The sequence below is a fragment of the Pseudomonas sp. PL-6 genome (assembly GCF_054110165.1).
In genome coordinates, this window is the sequence record NZ_CM134189.1 from 1514345 (window position 1) to 1535294 (window position 20950).

The 20950-nt window shown below is 67.9% G+C and carries 19 protein-coding genes and 1 pseudogene; 10 read left to right on the forward strand and 10 right to left on the reverse strand.

Features of this window, described 5'->3' with window-relative positions; genetic code table 11:
- Positions 1–71: 71 nt before the first annotated feature.
- Complete coding sequence (locus ACW9UL_RS06975; RefSeq protein WP_021442919.1) at positions 72–1193, reverse strand: branched-chain amino acid ABC transporter substrate-binding protein; 1122 nt, start codon at positions 1191–1193, stop codon at positions 72–74.
- Between the two features lie 295 nt (positions 1194–1488).
- On the opposite strand from ACW9UL_RS06975, the gene ACW9UL_RS06980 reads away from it, so the two are divergent.
- The 7 genes from ACW9UL_RS06980 (at position 1489) to ACW9UL_RS07010 (ending at position 7634) form a co-directional block, all read left to right on the forward strand.
- Positions 1489–1806 (forward strand): DUF2288 domain-containing protein, encoded by a 318-nt coding sequence (locus tag ACW9UL_RS06980; RefSeq protein ID WP_457789727.1) that lies wholly within the window; start codon positions 1489–1491, stop codon positions 1804–1806.
- A 90-nt stretch (positions 1807–1896) separates the two neighbouring features.
- Positions 1897–2265 (forward strand): DUF5064 family protein, encoded by a 369-nt coding sequence (locus tag ACW9UL_RS06985; RefSeq protein WP_122107484.1) that lies wholly within the window; start codon positions 1897–1899, stop codon positions 2263–2265.
- Between the two features lie 27 nt (positions 2266–2292).
- Entirely contained in the window at positions 2293–2913 is a 621-nt protein-coding gene (locus tag ACW9UL_RS06990; RefSeq protein WP_457789729.1) for a LysE family translocator, read from the forward strand.
- A gap of 43 nt (positions 2914–2956) precedes the next feature.
- Complete coding sequence (locus ACW9UL_RS06995) at positions 2957–3880, forward strand: LysR family transcriptional regulator (RefSeq protein WP_122107483.1); 924 nt, start codon at positions 2957–2959, stop codon at positions 3878–3880.
- Entirely contained in the window at positions 3877–4767 is an 891-nt protein-coding gene (locus ACW9UL_RS07000) for a LysR family transcriptional regulator (RefSeq protein WP_457789732.1), read from the forward strand. Before ACW9UL_RS06995 ends, ACW9UL_RS07000 begins: the two co-directional genes overlap by 4 nt.
- 138 nt (positions 4768–4905) lie before the next feature.
- Positions 4906–5532, forward strand: a complete 627-nt coding sequence (locus ACW9UL_RS07005) for a glutathione S-transferase family protein (RefSeq protein WP_122107482.1) — start codon at positions 4906–4908, stop codon at positions 5530–5532.
- Between the two features lie 53 nt (positions 5533–5585).
- Positions 5586–7634: a pyridoxamine 5'-phosphate oxidase family protein gene (locus ACW9UL_RS07010; protein ID WP_457789734.1), complete on the forward strand. Its 2049-nt coding sequence runs from the start codon at positions 5586–5588 to the stop codon at positions 7632–7634.
- Between the two features lie 353 nt (positions 7635–7987).
- Here the strand turns inward: ACW9UL_RS07010 and ACW9UL_RS07015 are convergent, their stop codons facing one another.
- On the reverse strand, positions 7988–9229 hold the full coding sequence (locus tag ACW9UL_RS07015) for an NADH:flavin oxidoreductase/NADH oxidase family protein (protein ID WP_457789736.1): 1242 nt from the start codon (positions 9227–9229) through the stop codon (positions 7988–7990).
- An 80-nt stretch (positions 9230–9309) separates the two neighbouring features.
- Between ACW9UL_RS07015 and ACW9UL_RS07020 the strand changes: the two are divergent.
- Positions 9310–9846, forward strand: a pseudogene (locus ACW9UL_RS07020) (acetoacetate decarboxylase (ADC)); the annotation flags it as partial.
- A 69-nt stretch (positions 9847–9915) separates the two neighbouring features.
- On the opposite strand, the gene ACW9UL_RS07025 reads toward ACW9UL_RS07020, so the two are convergent.
- The 6 genes from ACW9UL_RS07025 to ACW9UL_RS07050 all read right to left on the reverse strand — a co-directional run bounded on the left by ACW9UL_RS07025 (position 9916) and on the right by ACW9UL_RS07050 (position 14333).
- Complete coding sequence (locus ACW9UL_RS07025; protein ID WP_457789738.1) at positions 9916–10368, reverse strand: MerR family transcriptional regulator; 453 nt, start codon at positions 10366–10368, stop codon at positions 9916–9918.
- 160 nt (positions 10369–10528) lie between these two features.
- Positions 10529–11008, reverse strand: a complete 480-nt coding sequence (locus ACW9UL_RS07030; protein WP_457789740.1) for a VOC family protein — start codon at positions 11006–11008, stop codon at positions 10529–10531.
- Positions 11009–11099: 91 nt separating this feature from the next.
- Entirely contained in the window at positions 11100–11864 is a 765-nt protein-coding gene (phnE, locus tag ACW9UL_RS07035; protein ID WP_397496386.1) for a phosphonate ABC transporter, permease protein PhnE, read from the reverse strand.
- Complete coding sequence (locus ACW9UL_RS07040; RefSeq protein WP_122107468.1) at positions 11861–12688, reverse strand: PhnE/PtxC family ABC transporter permease; 828 nt, start codon at positions 12686–12688, stop codon at positions 11861–11863. Before ACW9UL_RS07040 ends, phnE begins: the two co-directional genes overlap by 4 nt.
- Positions 12682–13485 (reverse strand): phosphonate ABC transporter ATP-binding protein, encoded by an 804-nt coding sequence (locus tag ACW9UL_RS07045; RefSeq protein ID WP_122107467.1) that lies wholly within the window; start codon positions 13483–13485, stop codon positions 12682–12684. Before ACW9UL_RS07045 ends, ACW9UL_RS07040 begins: the two co-directional genes overlap by 7 nt.
- Positions 13482–14333: a putative selenate ABC transporter substrate-binding protein gene (locus tag ACW9UL_RS07050; RefSeq protein ID WP_457789742.1), complete on the reverse strand. Its 852-nt coding sequence runs from the start codon at positions 14331–14333 to the stop codon at positions 13482–13484. Before ACW9UL_RS07050 ends, ACW9UL_RS07045 begins: the two co-directional genes overlap by 4 nt.
- A 138-nt stretch (positions 14334–14471) precedes the next feature.
- Between ACW9UL_RS07050 and ACW9UL_RS07055 the strand changes: the two genes are divergently transcribed.
- Both ACW9UL_RS07055 and ACW9UL_RS07060 read left to right on the forward strand, forming a co-directional pair.
- Positions 14472–15362 carry an NAD(P)-dependent oxidoreductase gene (locus ACW9UL_RS07055; protein ID WP_397496388.1) on the forward strand — a complete coding sequence of 297 codons (891 nt, stop codon included), beginning with the start codon at positions 14472–14474 and terminating at the stop codon, positions 15360–15362.
- Positions 15359–16153, forward strand: a complete 795-nt coding sequence (locus ACW9UL_RS07060; RefSeq protein WP_457789745.1) for a hydroxypyruvate isomerase family protein — start codon at positions 15359–15361, stop codon at positions 16151–16153. The genes ACW9UL_RS07055 and ACW9UL_RS07060 overlap by 4 nt, the downstream gene beginning before the upstream one ends.
- A gap of 144 nt (positions 16154–16297) precedes the next feature.
- On the opposite strand, the gene ACW9UL_RS07065 is transcribed toward ACW9UL_RS07060, so the two are convergent.
- Both ACW9UL_RS07065 and ACW9UL_RS07070 read right to left on the reverse strand, forming a co-directional pair.
- Complete coding sequence (locus ACW9UL_RS07065; protein ID WP_457789747.1) at positions 16298–18478, reverse strand: putative bifunctional diguanylate cyclase/phosphodiesterase; 2181 nt, start codon at positions 18476–18478, stop codon at positions 16298–16300.
- A 58-nt stretch (positions 18479–18536) separates the two neighbouring features.
- Complete coding sequence (locus ACW9UL_RS07070) at positions 18537–20723, reverse strand: hypothetical protein (RefSeq protein ID WP_397496391.1); 2187 nt, start codon at positions 20721–20723, stop codon at positions 18537–18539.
- Between the last annotated feature and the right edge of the window lie 227 nt (positions 20724–20950).

Genomic DNA, 20950 nt, shown 5'->3' on the forward strand with positions numbered 1-20950 from the left:
GCAAGACCGGAATTCTTCTAATAAACAAAGCCCACTGCGGCTGCAGTGGGCTTTGGGTTCAGGCGGGACTGTTACTTGGCTTCGGACTTGGTGCCGTCCTGGTGCCATTCGTAGACCACGAAGCTGAAGTCCTTCAGATCGCCCTTCTCGTCGAAGGCGAGGGTGCCGGTCGGGGTGTCGAAGCTGTTGGCGCGCAGGGTTGCGGCCACTTCGGCGGTGTCGGTGCTGCCGGCTTTCTCGATGGCTTCGGCAATCACCTGCACGGCGGCATAGGCCGGGAACACGAACGGGCCGCTCGGGTCTTCGTTCTTGGCCTTGAAGGCCTCGACCAGCGCCTGGTTCTTCGGATCCTGGTCGAAGGACTTCGGCAGGGTCACCAGCAGGCCTTCGGAGGCCGGGCCGGCGATGGCCGAGATTTCCTTGTTACCCACGCCTTCCGGGCCCATGAACTTGACGTCCAGACCCTTCTCCTTCGACTGGCGCAGCAGCAGGCCCAGTTCCGGGTGGTAGCCGCCGTAGTAGACGAAGTCGACGCCGGCTTGCTTGAGCTTGGCGATCATTGCGGAGAAGTCCTTGTCGCCGGCGTTGATGCCTTCGAACAGGCCGACCTTGATGCCCTTGCCTTCCAGGGTCTGCTTGACCGCGGTGGCGATGCCTTCGCCGTACTGCTGCTTGTCGTGAATCACGGCGACGTTCTTCGGCTTGATGCTGTCGGCGATGAAGTTGCCGGCGGTCGGGCCCTGCAGGCTGTCCAGGCCGATGGTGCGGAACACCAGCTCATAGCCGCGCGCGGTGATGTCCGGGCTGGTGGAGGCCGCGGTGATCATCAGGATGCCTTCGTCTTCGTAGATGTCGGAGGCCGGTTGAGTGGAGCTGGAGCAGAGGTGGCCGACCACGTAGGAGATGCCGTCGTTGACGATCTTGTTGGCCACGGCGACGGCCTGTTTCGGGTCGCAGGCATCGTCGTAGACCACGCCTTCGAGCTGGGCGCCGTTCACCCCGCCGGCCTTGTTGATCTGCTCGATGGCCATCTTGGCGCCGATGAATTGCATCTCGCCGTACTGCGCCACGGCACCGGTCACCGGACCGGCCAGGCCGATCTTGATGGTGTCGGCTGCCATCGAATAGCTGGCCGCCCCCGCCAGAGCCATTGCCGCAAACAGTTTGGAAATCTGCTTAGTAGCCTTGTTCATGAGTGCTCCACTCTTATGTTTTTCGTTGTTGTAGTTCTTGCGGCCGAAGCTGCAGAACCGGGTCCGTTACCCCGGTCATGCCCCCGGCAACTGTACCGGAACAGTGTAGAGCGCGGATTTGCGCCTTGAAAAGCCGGCAGCTGGAGGCGAATCGCGGGGGTGTCGCTAAATTGCAAGGTATGTACAGAAAAACGGCGTGTCCCCAGTCGCTCAGCGAGCGTCCCGCGGTTGCCTGAAGAGTCGCCGGCGCTATCATTGCGCGCCTGCACTCATCGCCATCGACACGGGGCACACCATGACGGATCAATCTAGCACCCTCTATGCCAAGCTGCTTGGCGAAACCGCGCCGATTCGCTGGCAGGAACTGCAACCCTTTTTCGCCCGGGGTGCACTGCTCTGGGTCGAGGGCAGCGAGGATCTGGTGGCGATCGCCGAGGCCGTGGCCAGCAACGACCAGGCGCGGGTCGCCGAGTGGATGGCCCGTGGCCAGCTGGGCAAGCTGGAGGATGCCCGCGCCGAGGACCTGCTGGCGCGCGACCCGCAGCTGTGGGCGGTGGTGGTGGCGCCCTGGGTACTGGTGCAGGAGCGGGCGACGGCCGCCAGCGTGCACTGAAACGGCGCGCTGCAGCGGCGCGATAGCCGGTCTAGACTGTCTCGGCGTTCCCGCGCGGAACGCCCAGACCCGTTACTAAGGAGTGGTGCCATGTTCGAACCCGGTCACCTGCATCGCCGCAATCCGCCCGGTATGGCCGGGCAGCCGAGCTATTCCATCGACTTCTATTACGAGGTGCGCCAGGACCCCAAGGAAGGCGCCATGCTGCACGGTCGCCTGGTCGGCGAGATCGACGGCAAGGCCTTCGAGGAAGTGTTCGAGATGCACCGCGACACCGCCTTCAACTTCGCCAGCGTGATCTCCCGGCTGGTGGTCAAGCACGGCCTGCACGCCAACGCCAGCCCGATCATGCGCGGGCACAAGGAATACGACGCCATCTTCGAGGACATCCGCAGCAAGCTGCACGCCAAGCCGGGCGAGGCGGTGAACCTCGATCATCTGGAGCAGGACGGGCTCTGAGCACCTACTGGCCGAGCGTTGTTCTTCATGCCCATCGCCGAGAACCTGATCGCCTTCACCCTCGCCGCCACGCTGCTGACCCTGACGCCGGGCATCGACACCGCGCTGGTGCTGCGCACCGCCGCGGTCGAGGGGCGCCGGCAGGCGTTGCGCGCGGCGCTGGGCATCAACGCCGGCTGCCTGCTGTGGGGCGCGGCGGTGGCCTTCGGCCTGGGCGCGCTGCTTGCGGTTTCCGAGTTCGCCTACAACCTGCTCAAGTATTGCGGCGCGGCCTATCTGGCCTGGCTCGGGCTGAACCTGCTGCTGCGCCCGCGCAGCTCGCTGGCCCTCGCGCAGGCGAGCGGCAAACCCGACGCCAACTGGTTTCTGCGCGGCCTGCTGGGCAACCTGCTCAACCCCAAGGTGGGGATCTTCTACGTCTCCTTCCTGCCGCAGTTCATCCCCCAAGGCCAACCCCTGATCGCCTGGACCTTCGCTCTGGTGGGCATCCATGTGGCGCTCGGCCTGATCTGGGCGCTGGCGCTGATCGGCGCCACCGAGCCGCTCGGCCACTGGCTGCGGCGCGCGGCGGTGATCAGGTGGCTGGATCGCAGCACCGGGCTGATCTTCGTGCTGTTCGCTGCGCGCCTGGCCTTGAGTCGACGCTGAAGCGCTATCCTGTGCCCTCGCGACCAAGAACCAGGCGGTGACGATGGACCGGTTTCAGGAAATGCGGGTGCTGCTGGCGGTGACCGAGGCCGAGAGCTTCGCCGGCGGCGCCAAGCTGCTGGGCATCTCGCCGCCCAGCGTGACCCGCGCGGTCGCCGCGCTGGAGGCGCGTCTCGGCACCCTGCTGCTGGCGCGCAGCACGCGCAGCCTGCGCCTGACCGAAGCCGGCCAGCGCTATGTCGAGGACTGCCGGCGCATCCTGCTGGAGCTGGAGGAGGCCGAGGAGCTGGCCGCCGGCGGCAGCGTGCGCCCGCGCGGGCGGCTTACCGTGACCGCGCCGGTGATGTTTGGCGAGCTGTTCCTGATTCCACGCATCGCCCAGTACCTCGACACCCACCCGGACGTGGAGGTCAATGCGCTGCTGGTCGACCGCGTGGTGAACATGCTGGAGGAGGGCATCGACGTCGCCGTGCGCATCGGCTCGCTGCCCGAGGGCGATCACCCGGCGCTGCAGGTCGGGCAGATCCGCCCGGTGGTATGTGCCGCGCCGGCCTTTCTCGACCGCGTCGGCCGCCCGCGTCATCCGGATGAGTTGCGCGATGCGCCCATCGTCATGTCCAGCGCCAGCAACCTGCTGTCGCACTGGCAGTTCATCGGCGCCGACGGGCCCTTCGGTTTCATGCCGCGTCCACGCTTTACCGTCAGCTCCAACCAGGCGGCGATCGGCGCCGCACGCCTGGGCTGGGGCTACACCCGCGTGCTGTCCTACCAGGTGGCCGAGGCGGTGGCGCGCGGCGAGATCGAACTGGTGCTCGAAGCCTTCGAACCACCGGCCCTGCCGGTGCACATCATTCACCAGGGCGGGCGCCAGGTGTCGGCCAAGGTGCGCACCTTCGTCGACCACTGCGCCGCCAGCTTTCGCGCCGATCCGGCCTTGCGCGCGGCCGGCGCTCCACCCGCAGCATGAGCCATCACCGCGAAATGCAGGTGTTCCTCGCCGTGGCGCAGGCCGGTAGCCTGGCGGCGGCCGCCAGGGCGCTGCAGCTGTCGCAGGCCACGGTGATGCGTACGATTGCTGCGCTGGAGAGCCGTCTGGACAGCACCCTGCTGTTGCGCGGTCCGCGCGGCGTCAGCCTGAGCCCGGCGGGTGCGGCTTTCGCCGACAGCTGCCAGCGCATCCTGCTGCGGGTGGAGGAGGCCGAGCGCTCCGTGACCGGCCTGCACGCCAACCCCGTCGGACAACTGACCCTGGCCCTGCCGCTGCTGATGACGCATCAGGTGCTGACGCCGATTGCCGTCGACTACCTGGCAGCCTTTCCCGAGGTGAGCCTGGCCACCCTGGCGCGCGAAGAGCCGCCCAGGTTGCTGGAGGAGGGCATCGACCTGGCCGTGGTGGTCGGCCATCTGCCCAGTTCGTCCGGCTTCGCCGTGCCGTTGGGGTGGGCGCGACCGCTGGTCTGTGCGGCACCTGCCTATCTGCAGCGCTGGGGCTGGCCCGCCAACCCGCAGGCTTTGCACGCACACCGCACCATCGCTCGTTCTTCGACCGGGCATGCGGGGGAATGGCGCTTTGTGGACGGCGCGGTGAAGCTCGCGCCGCGGCTGACTTGCAGCACGCCGCAGGCCGCGATCCGCGCGGCGCTCGCCGGTTTTGGCCTGACCCGCTGCCTGAGCTACGAGGCCTATCAGGAGTTGCAGAGCGGGCAATTACAGGCGGTGCTGAAAAACTTCGCTACAGCGCCCGTGCCGGTGCAGCTGTATTACCGCGAGGGGCGCCGGGCGGCGGCGCGGGTGCGCAGCTTCCTCGACTTTGCCGTACCGCGTCTGCGCGCCCACCCGGCCTTTCAGGTCTGAGCTGATTGCGGAAAATGAAATAGTGGATTGCCAATAGTGGTGATTCTTATCGGGGTTGGATGGGGTGAACATGGCCCCCATCGTCGCGAAGGCCAGTCGTCTCGCGGAGACCTAAGCCCACCTCGAAGGAGTCATCGCATGTCCCGTCCCGCCATCAAGCTGTACAACTTTCCCCGTTCCGGTCACGCCCACCGCGCCGAACTGATGCTGTCGCTGCTGCAGTTGCCCACCGAGCTGATCTTCGTCGATCTGGCCAAGGGCGCGCACAAGACCCCCGAGTTCCTCGCCCTCAACCCCTTCGGCCAGGTGCCGGTGATCGATGACGGCGGCACCGTCGTCGCCGACTCCAATGCCATCCTGGTCTACCTGGCCAAGCGCTACGGCAACGACGACTGGCTGCCGCAAGAGCCGGCCGCCGCCGCACGGGTGCAGCGCTGGCTGTCGGTAGCCGCCGGGCTGGTGGCCTTCGGCCCTGCCGCCGCGCGCCTGGTCACCGTATTCGGCTACTCGTTCAACAGCGAAGAAGTGATCAACCGCGCCCACGCGCTGTTCACCGTGATGGAAGGCGAGTTGGGCGAAACCCCGTTCCTCACCGGCGACAAGCCGAGCATCGCCGACGTGGCCAACTACTCCTACATTGCCCATGCGCCGGAGGGCAACGTCTCGCTGGAGCCCTACCCGAACATCCGCGCCTGGCTGGCCCGCATCGAGGCACTGCCGGGGTTCGTGCCGATGCCGCGTACCGCCGCCGGCCTGCAAGCCTGAGTCACCACCAGCTGCCGGGTTTACCCGGCGGCTCCTCTCGTGGAGGGCAGAACATGCAACAGCTTCCCAGCCATCGGCACTCGCCCTGGCACGCCGGTGAAAAGCATTTGCAGGAGAAGGTCGGCGTCGCCGAGCGCATGGAAGTGCTCGGGCAGAAGGTTATCCGCGACCATATGCCGGACCAGCATCGCGACTTCTATCGTCAACTGCCCTTCATGATCGCCGGTGCCGTGGATGGCGCAGGCCAGCCCTGGGCCACCCTGATCGAGGGCGAGGAGGGCTTCGTCACCTCGCCCGACCCGCGCCGGCTGGCGTTCGATCTCGCCGCCATGGCGCTCGACCCGCTCGACCCGGCCACGTCCGGCCTGGGCGCCGGCGAGGCCATCGGCCTGCTGGGTATCGAGCTGCACACGCGGCGGCGCAATCGCATCAACGGCCATATCCGCCAGGCCTCGGCGCAGCGCCTGGAGATCGCCGTGGAGCATTCCTTCGGCAACTGCCCGCAATATATCCAGCTGCGTGAATACAGCCGCTCTCCGGATGGACGGGGGAACGCGCGTCACGACGCCAGCGAGCTGGATGCACGCAGCGCGGCAATGATCCGCGGCGCCGATACCTTCTTCGTCGCCAGCTACGTCGAGCACGACGATGGCCGTCGTTCGGTGGACGTTTCCCACCGTGGCGGGCGCGCCGGTTTCGTGCGGGTGGAGGGCAATCGCCTGACCATTCCCGACTACGCCGGCAACCTGCACTTCAATACCCTGGGCAACCTCAGCGTCAATCCGCGCGCCGGCCTGCTGTTCGTCGACTTCGCCACGGGCGACGTGCTGCAGCTGGCCGGCCGTGCCGAGATCATTCTCGACAGCCCGCTGATCCAGGCCTTCGAGGGCGCCGAGCGGCTGTGGACCTTCGACGTCGAGCAGGTGGTGCTACGCCCGGCGGCGGCTTCGCTGCGCTGGGCCTTTCATGAGTACGCGCCGACCAGCCTGATGACCGGCACCTGGGCGCAAGCCGATGCGCGTCTGCGCGAACGCGAGCAGCGTAATCAGTGGCAGCGCTGGCGCGTGCTCAGCCTGCAGCAGGAGAGCAGCGATATCCGTTCATTCGTGCTGGCGCCGGAGCAGGGCGCCGCACCGAGTTTCGCCGCCGGCCAGCACCTGCCCATTCGCATCAGCAGCGCCGCGGGCGACACCCTGCTGCGCACCTACAGCCTGTCCAGCGCGCCGTCGGATGGTTTCCTGCGCATCAGCGTCAAGGCGCAGGGCCGGATGTCGCGGCATCTGCACGAGCAGGTTCAGGTCGGGGACGTGCTGGAGGTGCGTGCGCCGCTGGGCAGCTTCACCCTCAACAGCGACACCCATCGGCCGCTGGTGCTGATCGGCGCCGGTGTCGGCATCACGCCGCTGCTGTCGATGCTGCGCGAACAGGTGGCGCTGGGGCGGGGCAGGCGCATCCATTTCTTCCAGGGCGCACGCACGCTGGCCGACCTGCCGTTCCAGGCCGAGCTGCGCGAGCTGGTGCAACGTGCCAATGGCTTGCTCCACATCCACCGTGCCCTCAGCGCACCGGGCAGCGATGCCGTGCTCGGGCGCGACTACGAGCAGCAGGGACGTCTCGATCTGGCGCAGATCAAGGCGGCCCTGGCGTTCGACGACTACGACTTCTACCTGTGCGGCCCGGCCGCCTTTACCCAGGCGATCTACGACGGCCTGCGCGACTTGAATGTCGCCGACGCGCGCATCCACGCCGAGGCGTTCGGCCCCTCGACGCTCACGCGCCGCACGGACGGCCAGGCCGCCACCTTGGTGCAGCCGCCAGCGGCGAGCGAGCCGGTGCCGGTGTACTTCACCGCCTCGGCCAAGGAGGCGCGCTGGACGCCAGGCAGCGGCAGCCTGCTGGAGCTGGCGGAAAGCCGCGGCTTGAGCCCCGAGTTCAGCTGCCGCGGCGGTTCCTGCGGCACCTGCAGGACGCGTCTGGTCAGCGGCCAGGTGCACTACCCGAATCCGCCCGCCGAGCTGCCGCAAGACGACAGCGTGCTGATCTGCTGCGCCGTGCCGGCGCAGGGCGAAGGCGGCACGCAGCCGCTGGTGCTGGATCTCTGAGGAGGCAGGCGAGATGAACGGGCAAACCCATCCCGCTCCCAGCTGGCGCGACAGCGCCCAGGCCACGCGCCACTCGTACTGTGCTCAGAGCGAGGTCGAGGCCGGGTATCTGCTGCCGCAACTGCTGGTTTCGGCGGAAATACCGACGTGCCGATCCTCCGTTTCGGCATTGGCGCGCTTATGGCGATGGCTGGCCGGGGGCAGCGCCAGTGCGCTGTCGTAGGGCGCGGTGTGTTCCACCCATCCGCTCGCTGGCGGTGCGCACGACGCACCCTGCGGGCCAGTAAGCGCCGGACCATTGCGAGCCGGTTCAGAGACGCGATCGCCATAACCAGCCCGCCTGGGACGGCCTGTTAGCCGTTGGCCAGACCGCGCCGCGCCATCCAGCGCCGGTACTGACGGGAACGCCGCATATCGCTCAGCTGCTGCTGGAGCAGCGCCCACAGCGGCGATACCCGCGGGTGGGTGTCGCGGCCCTGGCTCAGCTTGCGCAACTGGTGCTTGACCACGGCCATGTTGGCCAGCGACGCCAGCACCTTGTTGCCCCAGGTGATCGGCGGCAGCTGCGGCGCGTTGTGCTGCCCGCGCTGCCAGTCGCGCGGCAGGTTGGGGTCGATGGCCAGGGCGGTGCCGATGCCGACCATCTCGACGCCGCTGGCCAGCACCTGCTCGGCGACGGGCGCACGGCGGATGCCGCCGGTGACCATCACCGGCATGCTTGCCAGCGCACGAATCTCGCGGGCGAACTCCAGAAAATAGGCCTCGCGGGCCAGGGTGCGGCCGTCGCGGGCCTCGCCCTGCATGGCCGGCGCCTCGTAGCTGCCGCCGGACAGTTCGACCAGGTCCACCTTCAGCTCGCCCAGCAGCCTGACCACCTGCTGCGCGTCGTCGGCGCTGAAGCCGCCGCGCTGGAAATCCGCCGAGTTGAGCTTGACCGCCACCGCGAAGCCCGGCACCACCTCGGCGCGCACCGCCTTGACGATCTCCAGCAGCAGGCGCGCGCGGTTTGCCAGCGAACCGCCCCATTGGTCGCTGCGCCTGTTGCTCAGTGGCGAGAGGAACTGGCTGAGCAGGTAGCCGTGCGCCGCGTGGATCTGCACGCCGCTGAAGCCGGCTCGTTCGGCGAGGCGGGCGGTGCGGACGAAGCGCGCTATCGCCTCGTCGATCATCGCCTGGGTCATCGCCAGCGGGGTGGCGAAGCGCTTGGACAGCTTGCCCAGTTCCAGTGCCACCGCCGAGGGTGCCCAGGTCGGCTGGCCGAGGTTGGCCTGCATCTGCCGGCCGGGGTGGTTGATCTGCAGCCAGAACTGCGCGCCCTGAGCACGACCGATGCGCGCCCAGTGCTCGAACCTGGCCAGCTGCGCATCGTCCTCCAGTACCACGCCACCCGGGCCGGTCATGGCGCGGCTGTCGACCATCACGTTGCCGCTGATCAGTAGGCCGGCGCCGCCCTCGGCCCAGGCCTGGTAGAGGCGCAGCAGCTGTTCCGACGGCGCGTGCTCGGCGTCCGCCATGTTCTCCTCCATCGCCGCCTTGGCGATGCGGTTGGGGATGATCGAGCCGTTGGGCAGGACAAGGGGGGCGAACAGGTTCATGGGGCGCTTCCTCGGCTGAAAGTGAGGCGACCTTAACCTTTAAGCTCACTTTAATGTCAATGAGCATTTGCACGCGATTCGCCCTGTCCATCGTCACCAGCAAGCCCGGCAACGCCAACCTGGGGCCGATCAGCCTGGTCGGCCAGTCGCTGTCCAAGGACTTCTGGGGCTGGGTGCTCAAGCTGCCGGTCAATACCGAGCTGGCGCGGGTGCGGGGCGTGGTCGGCTACTACCTGCCGAAGTGGCTGACCGCCATCGATTATCGCGAGACCGACAAGCGCCTCGTCTTCGAGATCGCCGACAGCGAAACCGGCAGGCTTGACCTCGTCTTCGAGGTGGAGAAGCTCGCCGATCTGTCCAGCGACCCCGAGCTGGTGACCAACAGCTTCACCAATATCGGCCACGACGGCGAGCTGGCCTATGGCTAGGCCGTTTCCCGGCAGCTGCGCCATGCCTCCAACTCGAATGCGAATTCGGTGAGCCTCAAGCTCGGCGATGGCAGCCTGTCGAGCTACATCCAGGCGCTGCAGCTGGGCAGGGTGATGAAGGACGAATATGTGCCGGACTTTCAGAGCGCGCTCTATGCGCCCGAGCCCTTGGCGCAGATGCCGCGGTGAAAGGTTGGGTGGGCCGTGCGCCAGCCATCAACGGCTGGTGCGCGCGGCGCCCCCCAGGCGATTGCAGCCTCAGGCGCGCTGGCCGGTTTTGCCGGCGCGTTTGGGCATCTCGCTGGTCTCGCCCAGGTTCATCTTCGACAGCACCCGCTTGGCGTTGGCCGCGCAGTCGAGGTCGTCCGGTTTGCTTTCGATCTCGTCGATCAACGCCAGCAGGTGCGTCTTGCTCTGCGCCAGGCGTTGTTCCAGTGCCTCGATGTCATGCACCTTGGCGTGCAGGGTGTCGAGCAGCTTGGCGTGCTCCCACTGCGACAGGTCCTGCGGCAGCAGCGTGCGCAGCTCGTCGAGGCTGAAGCCGGCCTGCTGCGCCGTGGTGATCAGGTTGAGCACCAGCACGGCCTCCTGCGGATAGCTGCGATAACCGTTGGCCTGCCGCTCCACCAGCCTGAGCAGGCCGATGCTTTCGTAGAAGCGAATGCGCGAAGCCGCAAGGCCGGTGCGCTGCGCCAGTTCGCCGATTTTCATAGCTGTGCTGCCCCTGTGCTGCAAGCCGGTTAAAGGGTTAAGCCCAACTTTAACCTTTAACTCGGCAACCGGCAGCTCTGGCTCGCAAGGCTGCCAGCTCGTGCCTTTGCTCCGCGGGCGCTTCCTGGTTGTCCGAATGCACGGCGCCAAACGCCGGGGCTCAGGACTTCAGCGCCGCCTCGATCTGTGCGATATCGATCTTGCTCATGCCCATCATGGCCTCGAACGCACGCTTGGCCGCCGCGCGATCGGGGCTGGCGATGGCGGCGGTGAGGACACGCGGGGTGATCTGCCAGGAGATGCCCCATCTGTCCTTGCACCAGCCACAGGCGCTGGCCTGGCCGCCGTTGTCGATGATCGCGTGCCACAGGCGATCCGTCTCGGCCTGGTCGTCGGTCGCGACCTGGAAGGAGAAGGCCTCGTTGTGCTGGAACGCCGGGCCGCCATTGAGGCCGAGGCAGGGAATGCCCATCACCCTGAACTCCACCGTCAGCACATCGCCCTGCTTGCCGGCGGGGTAGTCGCCGGGGGCATGATGCACGGCCAGCACGGCGCTGTCCGGGAAGGTATCGGCATAGAAGGTCGCGGCTGCCAGGGCGTCGCGGTTGTACCAGAGGCAGATGGTGTTCTTGCTGGTCATCCTGAGTCTCCCGCCATGGGTTGAGACTCAGGAGTCTAGACGGCAGTGGGGCGCTGATCCGGTGCGACCGATCTGCAGTGTTCGCGCGTCGTCAGGCGCTGACCCATCTCTGCCGCGCCCAGCCACTCAGGCCATCGACCGCCAGTACCAGCACCAGCATGGCGAGGATTACCGTGGCCGCCTGGGCTTCCTGGAACAGGCTGAGCGACACGTAGAGCATCTGCCCCAGGCCACCGGCGCCGACGAAGCCGAGCACGCTGGCCATGCGGATGTTGTTCTCCCAGCGGTACAGCGTATAGGCCACCAGTTGCGGCCAGACGCCGGGCAGGGTGCCGTAGCAGAAGGCATTGATGCGCCCGCCGCCGCTCAGGCGGATGGCTTCGGCCGGTTCGCGCGGGGTGTTTTCCAGCGCCTCGGCGAACAGCCGGCCGAGCACGCCGGCGGTGTGCAGGGCCAGGGCCAGGGTGCCGGCGTTGGGGCCGAGGCCGGCGGCCAGCACCATCAGCGCCGCCCACACCAGCTCGGGGATGGCGCGCAGGGCGTTGAGCAGCAGGCGTGTGGCATGCAGGGCAAAGCCGCCGAAGCGTCCGGCGGCCGGCAATGCCAGGGCCAGGCCGAGCAGGGCGGCGAGCAGGGTGCCGATGGCGGACATGGCCAGGGTTTCCAGGGCGCCGCGGCCGATGGCCTGCAGGTGCGCGGCGGAGAAGTCCGGCTGCATAAAGCCGCCGGCGTACCTGGCCATCTGCGCCAGGCTGTCGCCGCCGACCAGGCCGGCCAGGTCGATACCCAGGTAGAGGAAGGAAGCGATCACCGCGGCGATCAGGGCGGCGAGCAGAATCAGGTTGCCGGTTCTCATAGCAGTCTCGCGCGCAGCAGGCGGCTGAGCTGGTCGGCCAGCAGCACCAGGGCGAGGAACACCAGCAGCATGCTGGCCACCTCGCCGCCGGCGAACATGCGCATCGACAGGTCGATCTGCTGGCCGAGGCCGCCGGCGCCGACGAAGCCCATCACCACCGAGGCGCGGATCGCGCATTCCCAGCGGTACACGGTGTAGGACAGCATCTCTCCCGCGGCATTGGGCAGCACGCCGTAGGCGAAGGCGCTCAGGCGGCCACTGCCGGCCAGCAGCAGGGCGCGGCTGGGGCGGGCGTCGACCGACTCGAAGATTTCCGCGTAGACCTTGCCGAGCATGCCGGCGTAGGTGATGGCGATGGCCAGCACCCCGGCGGTGGGGCCGAGGCCGACGGCGCGGACGAACAGCAGCGCCCAGACGATCTCCGGCACGCTGCGCAGGAAGATCAGCAGGCCGCGTACCGGCCAGCGTGCCAGGTTCGCCCACCAGGCCGGGCGGCCGCCGCGGTGCAGCGCCGACAGCGACAGCGCGCGGCTGGCCAGCAGGGCCGCGGGCAGGGCGATCAGCAGCGCCAGGCTCATGCCGGCGGTGGCGATGGCCAGGGTTTCCAGGGTGGCGCGGCCGAGCAGGGCGAGGAACTCGCCGTCGTGCGCCGGCGGCCAGAAGTCGGCAAGGAAGTTGCCCATGCTGCGGGCGTTGTCGCCGTCGAACAGCACGCCCAGGTTCAGCTCGCTCAAGCCGAGCCCCGGCCACAACAGCAGCAGCGCCAGCAGGGTGATCAGCAGCCGCGGCAGGGCGGCCGGGTCGCGCGGGGAGCGGCTCAGCATCGCGGGATCTGTACCGTGAGCGGCTGCACCGGCAGCGAGGCCGGCAGCGGCTGCAGCTGTTCGTTGGCGTACAGCGCCTCCAGCGCCGCCGGCTCGATGGCCGCCGGCGGCAGGTCGAAGACGATGCGCCCGTCGCGCAGGCCGATCACCCGCGGGAAATGTGCCAGGGCCAGCTCCACCGCGTGCAGGCTGGCCAGCAGGGTCATGCCGCGGCTGGCCGCCTCCTGGTTGAGCACCGCCAGGGTGTGGCCGGCCAGCACCGGGTCCATGGCCGACACCGGCTCGTCGGCGAGGATCAGTTGTGGCGCCTGGTACAGCACGCGGGCGATGCCGACCCGTTGCAGCTGGCCGCCGGACAGCTGGTCGCAGCGCTGGAACAGCTTGTCGGCGATATCCAGGCGCGCCAGGGCGGCCTGGGCGCCGGCGGCGTCGAGCGGGTGCAGCAGGTTGAGCAGGCCCTTGGCCAGCGGCCACTGGCCGAGCTTGCCGGCCAGCACCGCGGTGACCACCCGTTGCCGCGGCGGCAGCGGCGGCGCCTGGTGGATCAGGCCGATGCGCGCGCGCAGGCGTTGGCGGGCGCGGTTGCCGAGGCGCCAGGGATCTTCGCCGAGCAGTTCGAGCTGGCCGCTGCTGGGCGCCAGGTTGCTCGCCAGCAGGCGCAGCAGGCTGGTCTTGCCGGCGCCCGAGGGGCCGATGATGGCCACCCGTTCGCCGGGCGCCAGGCTCAGGTCGATGCCGTCGAGCGCCCGCGTGCCGTCGGCGTGGGTCAGGCCCACGCCGCGCAGGGCGATGCTCACTTGAGCAGGCCGGCGGCGCGAGCGGCTTCCTCGATGCCGGCGTAGTTCTCGACCTTGGTCTCGATAAAGCGGCTGGCGGCCTGCAGGTCGAGGATGGCCTTGTGCTCGGGGTTGGCCGGGTCGAGGGCGAGGAAGGCGGCCTTGATCTTGCCTTGCAGCTCGGCGTCGAGGTTGCCGCGCACGGTCCAGTTGTAGTCGTAGTAGGGCGGGGTGGTGGCGATCACCTTGACCTTGTCGACGTCGACCTTGCCGGCGGCGACCAGCTTGTCCCACACGCTGGCGTTGAGCACGCCGCCGTCGGCCTTGCCGGCCTGGACCCAGGCGGCGGTGGCGTCGTGGGCGCCGGAGTAGGCGATGCGGCTGAAGAAGTCTTCCGGCTTGATGCCGTCCTTGAGCATGAAGTAGCGCGGCATCAGGCTGCCGGAGGTGGAGGACACCGAGCCGAAGGCGAAGGTCTTGCCCTTGAGGTCCTGCAGCGATTTCACCGCCGGGTCGGCGCTGATGATCTTGCTGGTGAACTGCTCGTCCTCGGCGCGCTGCACCAGGGGTACGGCGTTGCCGGTCTTCAGGCGCGTCTGGACGAAGGTGAAGCCGCCCAGCCAGGCCATGTCGACGCGGTCGGCGGCCAGCGCCTCGACCACTGCGGCGTAGTCGGCCACCGGGACGAATTCGACTTTCATCTCCAGCTGCTGTTCGAGGTAGGCGCCCAGCGGCTTGAACTTGCGCAGCAGTTCGGTGGGGGCTTCGTCGGGGATGGCCGAGACCTTGAGGACCTCGGCGGCCTGGGTGAAGACGGCGGAAACGGACAGGGCGAGGCCGGCGGCGAGCGCCAGGGTGTGCTTGAGCATGACGGGTTCTCCGGTTCAATAGCGGGGAAAGCGCGCGGAGTATAGTGAGCCGAGGGCCAGGATGCAGCAGGCTTGCGCTGCCGCCGGCCTGACTCTGTGGTTAAGATGGCGTTTTTCCCCTGTTTCAGGAGCTGCTCGATGACCGCTACGCTGCCCGCCCTGGCCTTCGCCGGGATCGGCCTGATGGGCCTGCCGATGACCCGCCGCCTGCTCGCCGCCGGCTACCCGCTGACCCTGTGGAACCGCTCGCCGGACAAGTGCGCGCCACTGCTGGCGCAGGGCGCGCACCGAGTGGAGACGCCGGCCGAGCTGTGCCGCGAGGCCAACGTGGTGATGCTCTGCCTGGCCAACACCGAGGTGGTGCGCGAGGTGGTGTTCGGCCCCGGCGGCATAGTCGAGGGCGCGCGGCCCGGCCAGCTGCTGGTGGATTTCTCCAGCCTGGAGCCGGCCGCCACCCGCGAGATGGCGGCGGAGCTTCAGGCGCGCACCGGCATGCGCTGGGTCGATGCGCCGGTGTCCGGCGGCACCCCCGGCGCCGAGGCCGGCACCCTGGCGATCATGGCCGGCGGCCGCGAGGAGGATGTGGAGCGGGTGCGGCCGATTCTCGCCCACCTGGGCCAGCGCCTGACGCGCATGGGCGAGGTGGGCGCCGGCCAGGTGACCAAGGTGTGCAACCAGATGATCGTCGCCTGCAACGCCCTGGTGATCGCCGAGGTGGTGGCCCTGGCGGAGAAGGCCGGGGTCGACGCCAGCCTGATCGCGCCGGCGCTGGCCGGCGGTTTCGCCGACTCCAAGCCGCTGCAGATCCTCGCCCCGCAGATGGCCGAGAGCCGCTTCGAGCCGGTCAAGTGGCACGTGCGCACCCTGCTCAAGGACCTCGACACCGCGGTCAAGCTGTCGCGCGAGCAGGGCAGCGCCACGCCGATGAGCGGCCTGGCGGCGCAGCTGATGCGCCTGCATGGCAGCCAGGGCAATCTGCAGCGCGACCCGGCCACCCTGGTCGAGCTGCTACGCGGGAGCGAGGCATGAAGATCGCCGCCAACCTGTCGCTGCTGTTCATCGAGCTGCCGTTGCGCGAGCGTATCCAGGCGGCCGCGGCGGCCGGTTTCGACGGCGTGGAGATCCAGTTTCCCTACGAGCTGCCGGCCATCGCCCTGCAGGAGGCGCTGGCGCGTGCCGGCCTGCCCTTGGTGCTGATCAACCTGCCGGCCGGCGACCTGATGAGCGGCGGCGCTGGCCTGGCCGCGGTGCCGGCGCGTCAGGCCGAGTTCGACGCCGCCCTGCAGCAGGCGCTGACCTACGCCGCCATGGCGCGCCCGGCCTGCGTCAACGTGCTGCCCGGGCGCCTGGCCGCGGGCGTCAGCCGCGAGCAGGCACTGGATTGCCTGGCCGCCAACCTGCGCCAGAGCGCCGAGGCCTTCGCCCTGCTCGGCATCCGCGTGCTGGTGGAGGCGATCAACCCCATCGACATGCCGGGGTTCCTGATCAACACCCCTCAGCAGCTGGACGAGCTGCTTCGCGCGGTGAATCACCCGAATCTCGCGGCGCAGTACGACCTCTACCATATGGCCCGTCAGGAGCTGGACCTGGCCGCTGGCATGCGCCTGTTGGCCGGGCGCATCGGCCACGTGCAGTTCGCCGACTGCCCCGGCCGTGGTGCGCCGGGCACCGGCGAGCTGGCCTTCCCGGCGTTGCTGCGTGCGCTGCGCGAGAGCGGCTACGGCGGTTGGCTGGGGGCGGAGTACAAACCGGGCGAGGCGGGTACCCAGGCCAGCCTGGGCTGGTTGCAGCCGTTCAGGGAGTACGCGGGCGGTGTTTGAATGGCGCTTTTCCGCGTCGCCGCTAAAGCCCCTCCCACCGTATCTGTGCCGCTGATGTAGGCGACGCTTCAGCGGCGAGCTTTTTGGCTCGGCGCGTTTCGGTCGATAGGACGGAGCCCGGATGCACTTCGGGGAGGGCTGGCGCTAGAAGCGCGTGCCCACCCGCTCCAGCGGCCGGTAGTGCGGGGGGAACAGGCTGACGATCTCTTCCAGCGGCAGCGGCTTGCTGAACAGGTAGCCCTGCACCTGATCGCAGTCGCGCTCCTGCAGAAAGGCCAGTTGCTCGCTGGTTTCCACGCCCTCGGCCACCACCTTCAGGCGCAGGGCGTGGGCCATGGCGATGATCGCGTGGACGATCTCGCGGTCCTGGCTGGAGGCGGCGAGGTCCTGGATAAACGAACGGTCGACCTTGAGGGTGTCCAGCGGCAGGCGGCGCAGGTAGGCCAGGGACGAATAGCCGGTGCCGAAATCGTCGATCGACAGGCTCACGCCCAGGGCGCGAATGCTCTCCAGCAGGCCGATGGCGCGGTTGATATTGCTCAGCAGAGCGCTTTCGGTGACCTCCAGCTCCAGGCTCTGCCCCGGGCAGCGGCTGTGGTGCAGGATCTGCGCGATGCGTCCGGGCAACTGGTCGTTGCCCAGGTTCAGCGCCGAGCAGTTGACCGCCACCTTCAGCCCCGGATAGCCCATCTCGCCCAGGCCGCGCAGGTCGTGGCAGGCGCGGCGCAGCACCCAGTCGTCGAGCTGGTCGATAAAGCCGTTGGTCTCGGCGATGGCGATGAAGCGCTCCGGGGTGAGCAGGCCGTGCTGCGGGTGGCGCCAGCGCACCAGCGCCTCCAGCTTGTGCAGGGCGCCGCTGCGCAGGTCGATGATCGGCTGGTAGAACAGGGTCAGGCCGTTGTCCTGTTGCAGCGCCTGGCGCAGGTCTTCCTCCAGTTGCAGCTCGAACGAGGCCTTCTGTTTCAGGTGCGGGTTGAAGAAGTGCACCACGTTGCGTCCGCTGCCCTTGGACTGGTACAGCGCCAGGTCGGCGTGCTTGAGCAGCTCGTCGGCGCCGCCACCGTCGCGCGGAAACAGGCTGATGCCGATGCTGGTGGTCATCACGATCTTGCGTCCGGCCAGCTCTATCGGTTCCTTCATCTGCTCCAGCAGACGCTGGGCCAGGGCGCGCGGCGCGGCGTTGCTGTCGAGGCTGGCGACCACGCAGAACTCGTCGCCACCGAAGCGGGCGATCAGGTCGCGCTCGCGCAGGGCGCCGCGGATGCGCTGGGCGACCACCCGCAGCAGGTCGTCGCCGGCGGCGTGGCCGAGGGTGTCGTTGATCCGCTTGAAGTGATCGATGTCGAGGAACATCACCGCCAGGCCGCGGCCGACTATGGCGTGTTCCTCCAGGGTGGCGGCGAACACCCGGTTGAAGCCGCGGCGGTTGAGCAGCTCGGTCAGCGGGTCGAAGTGCGCCGCCTGTTCCAGCGAGGCCTTGGCCTGGTCGAGCTGCGCCAGCAGGTGGTTGACCCGCTGCAGGTCGCGCTCCTTGTCGTCCAGCTTGCGGTTGGCCCAGGACGCCACCAGGCTCAGGGCGACCACCGCCAGGGTGATGGCGGCCACGCTCAGCCCCAGCTGCAGGCTATTGTCGGCGCCCTGCACCTCGAGCGTGGCGCCTTGCGGCACCACCAGGTGCAGCGCCGCCATGCCGGTGAAATGCATGGCGGTGATGGCGGCGCCCATCACCAGCGCGGCCGAGTACTTCAGCCAGTGGCGGTAGGGCGCGCTGCTGCTGCGCCGATGATGGGCCAGCAGCTGCGCGGCGAGGCTGGCGCCGATGGCGATGACGATGGACAGGGCGAACAGCCCGCCGTGGTAGTAGGCCTGCGCAGTCGAGCGCATGGCGGCCATGCCGCTGTAGTGCATGGCGGCGATGCCCAGGCCGATGATCGCTGCGGCCAGGGCGCGGCGGCCGAGGCCAGCGTCGCGCTGGGCCATGCAGTAGAGGGCGAGCAGGGCGGCGGCCAGGGCCACCAGCAACGACAGCAGGGTGGTGGCCAGGTCGTAGTGGATGGCCAGCGGCGCGCGGAAGGCCAGCATGCCGATGAAGTGCATCGACCAGATGCCGCCGGCCAGGCACAGCGCGCCGACCAGGCCCCAGGCCAGGCGCATGCCGCGCTGCGGCACCTGGTCGAGGTGCTCGACTATCGCCAGGGTGCCCAGGCTGCCGGCCGTGGCGACCAGGTAGGCGAGCACCGTCAGCCAGGGATCGTGGCTGCAGTCCAGCAGCAGCTGGCCCTGCTCGGGCAGCTGCGCGAGAAACCGAATCGACCACCCATCCATAGCCACCCCCCGCAGTGCAGCCCCGACGCCCTCCTCAGTCAAGCACAAACGTGCCAAGTCAGTCGCTTTTACCGTAATCGTTGAGCGAGATCACCCGAGTCTTGCCGATGCGGTGGCGGTAGATCTCGCGCAGGTACTTGATCGCCTGCTTGACGCTGCCGCGGCTCAGGCGGATGTCGTTGATCGAGACGAACTTGTCGGCGTCGTGGATCAGCTCGCGGTACTTCTTCTCGTACATCGGCTTGATCGCGTACCAGTTGGTGTCGAGGATCTTCGCCGGGTCCTCGTGCTCGTTGAGCATGGTATCGAGCTTGGCCTCGTCGAAGTGCTCGGCGACGATGAAGTCGAGCATGGCGTCGTCCAGGCTGTCGTCGAAGCGGTACTGGTCGCGGGCGAAGCAGCGCTTGATGTAGGCGACGATCAGGGTCAGGAAGTCGTCGGACAGGCACGGGCTCTTGACGATCAGGGTGGTCAGCGAGAGGTTGGCCGAGGCGCCGATCACCAGGGCGTAGCGTTTCAGCGTGGTGTTGGGGAAGAGGTTGTTGAGGTGGGTCTTGAGCCGGTTCAGGTCCATGTAGGACAGCTTGTAGTCCTTGGGCAGGGAGACGATGGACACCACCGATGAGCAGTTCTTGAAGAAGTGCAGCTCGCTCAGCTGCGTCGCGTCGTAGCCGCTGGCCTTGTACTGCTCCAGGGCCTGGCGATAACGCTTGGACTCGATCGGCAGCAGGCTGATGCCCTCGATGGCCTGGGTCACCTTGTTGAAGTGCGGCAGGTCGATGGAGCGGAAGAACAGGTCGTCGATGTTCAGCCGCGGCGCGTGCTGCTCCTTGTCCAGCACGCGGAATTTCTCCGAGAGCTGGGCCGGCTGTTCGGGCACCACGGATTCGGCGTAGGCCACCGCCACCGGTCCGGCCAGGCTCATGAACAGGTCGTTGGCGTCGAGGCGGATGGTCTCGCCGATGTCGATGCCGGCGCGGCGGAAGTAGTTCTGGTCGTAGTCGCCGGTGACCGCCTGGGCGGTGAGGATGTTGAAGATCTGCTGCGAGATGTACTGGTTGGCGTGGCGCTCCATGGCGGTCACGTCGATGTTGTGGATGCTGCCGTCGCCGCTCTCCTCGGCGTAGCGCATGATGTCGTTGGAGATCAGCATCATCGCGTTCCACGGGCGGATGCGGCGCATCACGCTCTCGGCGCTGCTCTGCTCGTTGTCGAAGTTGTAGGAGAAGTCCCACTCCTCGGCCAGGTACTTGCACAGCAGGCGCCCGGCGTTGATGTGCAGCGCTTCGGACATCTCGCTGCGCTGGTCGGAGATGTTCGGCAGGATGCAGATGCCGCTGGTGAAGATCGGCTCGAAGACGAAACCGTGGTCGCGCTGCGCCTCGTCGTCCACGTTGGCCTTGCTGTCGAAGGTCTTGCTCATGTAGGCGAACTGCTGCGCCAGGCCGAACTCCGAGGCCATGCCCGAGCCGGTGCCGCCGCCGGCGCTGAAGATATAGAAGTACAGGCGCGACTGGTTGGCCTTGATCCCGCAGGAGTCGATCAGGTAGCTGTGGATGAACTTCCAGTCTTCGTTGGAGAAGCGCTGGGTGTCCTTGTTGAGGATGATCTTGGCCAGGTACTGGCCGAGGATCGGCGCGTTGCCGGCGCCACCGGCATGCACCTCGGACAGGTCCATGATCTTCATCTTGCTGTAGTCGTCGAGAAAGCCGCTCATCTCGCCCTTGCGCGAGAAGCGGATGCGGCCCTCGATGTCCTTGTCCAGGTCGCCGAGCATCACCAGCGGCTCGATCAGGAACACCGGCTTGCTGCTCTTGTGTGGGGCGCGTAGCAGGTTGCTGCGAATCCAGCGGCTGGGCCGCGAGGCCTGCTCGGCGGCGGCGGTGGCCTCGCTGTGGAATTCCTCCAGGTAGAACTGGCGGGCGTTGTACACCAGCGAGGCGACGTCCAGGGCGATGTTCGAGCCGCAGCGGCCGAGGCCGATCAGGCACACCGAGGGGAACTGCTGGATGCGGCTCGACTCGCCCTCGTCCAGTGGCTCGCCCAGGGGGAAGACCAGGTTGCGCAGGCCGTCGAGGTTATCGAGGATGCGCTCGATGTCGCGTTCGGTGAAATACAGGTACTGCTCGCCGGTATCGCCGCGCACCGGCAGCGCGAGCGGAGCGGGCGGCACCAGCAGGGTGTCGGCGAGATCGGCCAGGGTGGCTTCCTTGGCGGCGGCAACGGCGTCTTTCTTGGTTTTCATCGGTGACAGTCCGGCGAGTCGGTGGGGTATTGGCCATTGGCCATGAATTGGCCAGCTCCATGGTTCTAGCACGGAATAAAGCGCTTCGCATTATTCCAGCTGGATATGGACGATTTTTTGGCGTCAACACCCCATCGATGTGCATAAATCCAGCGAATAGTCGCAGACAAGCCGCGGCAAAGCCTCTAGATTGCCCCTCACCCAAGGTTCGGCCGGTGCTGCCAAGG

Excerpts from the sequence above, each read along its gene's own strand:
- ACW9UL_RS07030 (WP_457789740.1), bottom strand. The coding sequence starts at position 11,008 with ATGACCAGCAAGAACACCATCTGCCTCTGGTACAACCGCGACGCCCTG.
- ACW9UL_RS07010 (WP_457789734.1), top strand. The coding sequence starts at position 5,586 with ATGCAACAGCTTCCCAGCCATCGGCACTCGCCCTGGCACGCCGGTGAA.
- phnE (WP_397496386.1), bottom strand. The coding sequence starts at position 11,864 with ATGAGAACCGGCAACCTGATTCTGCTCGCCGCCCTGATCGCCGCGGTG.
- ACW9UL_RS07065 (WP_457789747.1), bottom strand. The coding sequence starts at position 18,478 with ATGGATGGGTGGTCGATTCGGTTTCTCGCGCAGCTGCCCGAGCAGGGC.
- ACW9UL_RS07070 (WP_397496391.1), bottom strand. The coding sequence starts at position 20,723 with ATGAAAACCAAGAAAGACGCCGTTGCCGCCGCCAAGGAAGCCACCCTG.
- ACW9UL_RS07040 (WP_122107468.1), bottom strand. The coding sequence starts at position 12,688 with ATGCTGAGCCGCTCCCCGCGCGACCCGGCCGCCCTGCCGCGGCTGCTG.
- ACW9UL_RS07060 (WP_457789745.1), top strand. The coding sequence starts at position 15,359 with ATGAAGATCGCCGCCAACCTGTCGCTGCTGTTCATCGAGCTGCCGTTG.
- ACW9UL_RS06995 (WP_122107483.1), top strand. The coding sequence starts at position 2,957 with ATGGACCGGTTTCAGGAAATGCGGGTGCTGCTGGCGGTGACCGAGGCC.
- ACW9UL_RS07000 (WP_457789732.1), top strand. The coding sequence starts at position 3,877 with ATGAGCCATCACCGCGAAATGCAGGTGTTCCTCGCCGTGGCGCAGGCC.
- ACW9UL_RS07050 (WP_457789742.1), bottom strand. The coding sequence starts at position 14,333 with ATGCTCAAGCACACCCTGGCGCTCGCCGCCGGCCTCGCCCTGTCCGTT.
- ACW9UL_RS07015 (WP_457789736.1), bottom strand. The coding sequence starts at position 9,229 with ATGAACCTGTTCGCCCCCCTTGTCCTGCCCAACGGCTCGATCATCCCC.
- ACW9UL_RS06980 (WP_457789727.1), top strand. The coding sequence starts at position 1,489 with ATGACGGATCAATCTAGCACCCTCTATGCCAAGCTGCTTGGCGAAACC.
- ACW9UL_RS06985 (WP_122107484.1), top strand. The coding sequence starts at position 1,897 with ATGTTCGAACCCGGTCACCTGCATCGCCGCAATCCGCCCGGTATGGCC.
- ACW9UL_RS06990 (WP_457789729.1), top strand. The coding sequence starts at position 2,293 with ATGCCCATCGCCGAGAACCTGATCGCCTTCACCCTCGCCGCCACGCTG.
- ACW9UL_RS07005 (WP_122107482.1), top strand. The coding sequence starts at position 4,906 with ATGTCCCGTCCCGCCATCAAGCTGTACAACTTTCCCCGTTCCGGTCAC.
- ACW9UL_RS07055 (WP_397496388.1), top strand. The coding sequence starts at position 14,472 with ATGACCGCTACGCTGCCCGCCCTGGCCTTCGCCGGGATCGGCCTGATG.
- ACW9UL_RS06975 (WP_021442919.1), bottom strand. The coding sequence starts at position 1,193 with ATGAACAAGGCTACTAAGCAGATTTCCAAACTGTTTGCGGCAATGGCT.
- ACW9UL_RS07025 (WP_457789738.1), bottom strand. The coding sequence starts at position 10,368 with ATGAAAATCGGCGAACTGGCGCAGCGCACCGGCCTTGCGGCTTCGCGC.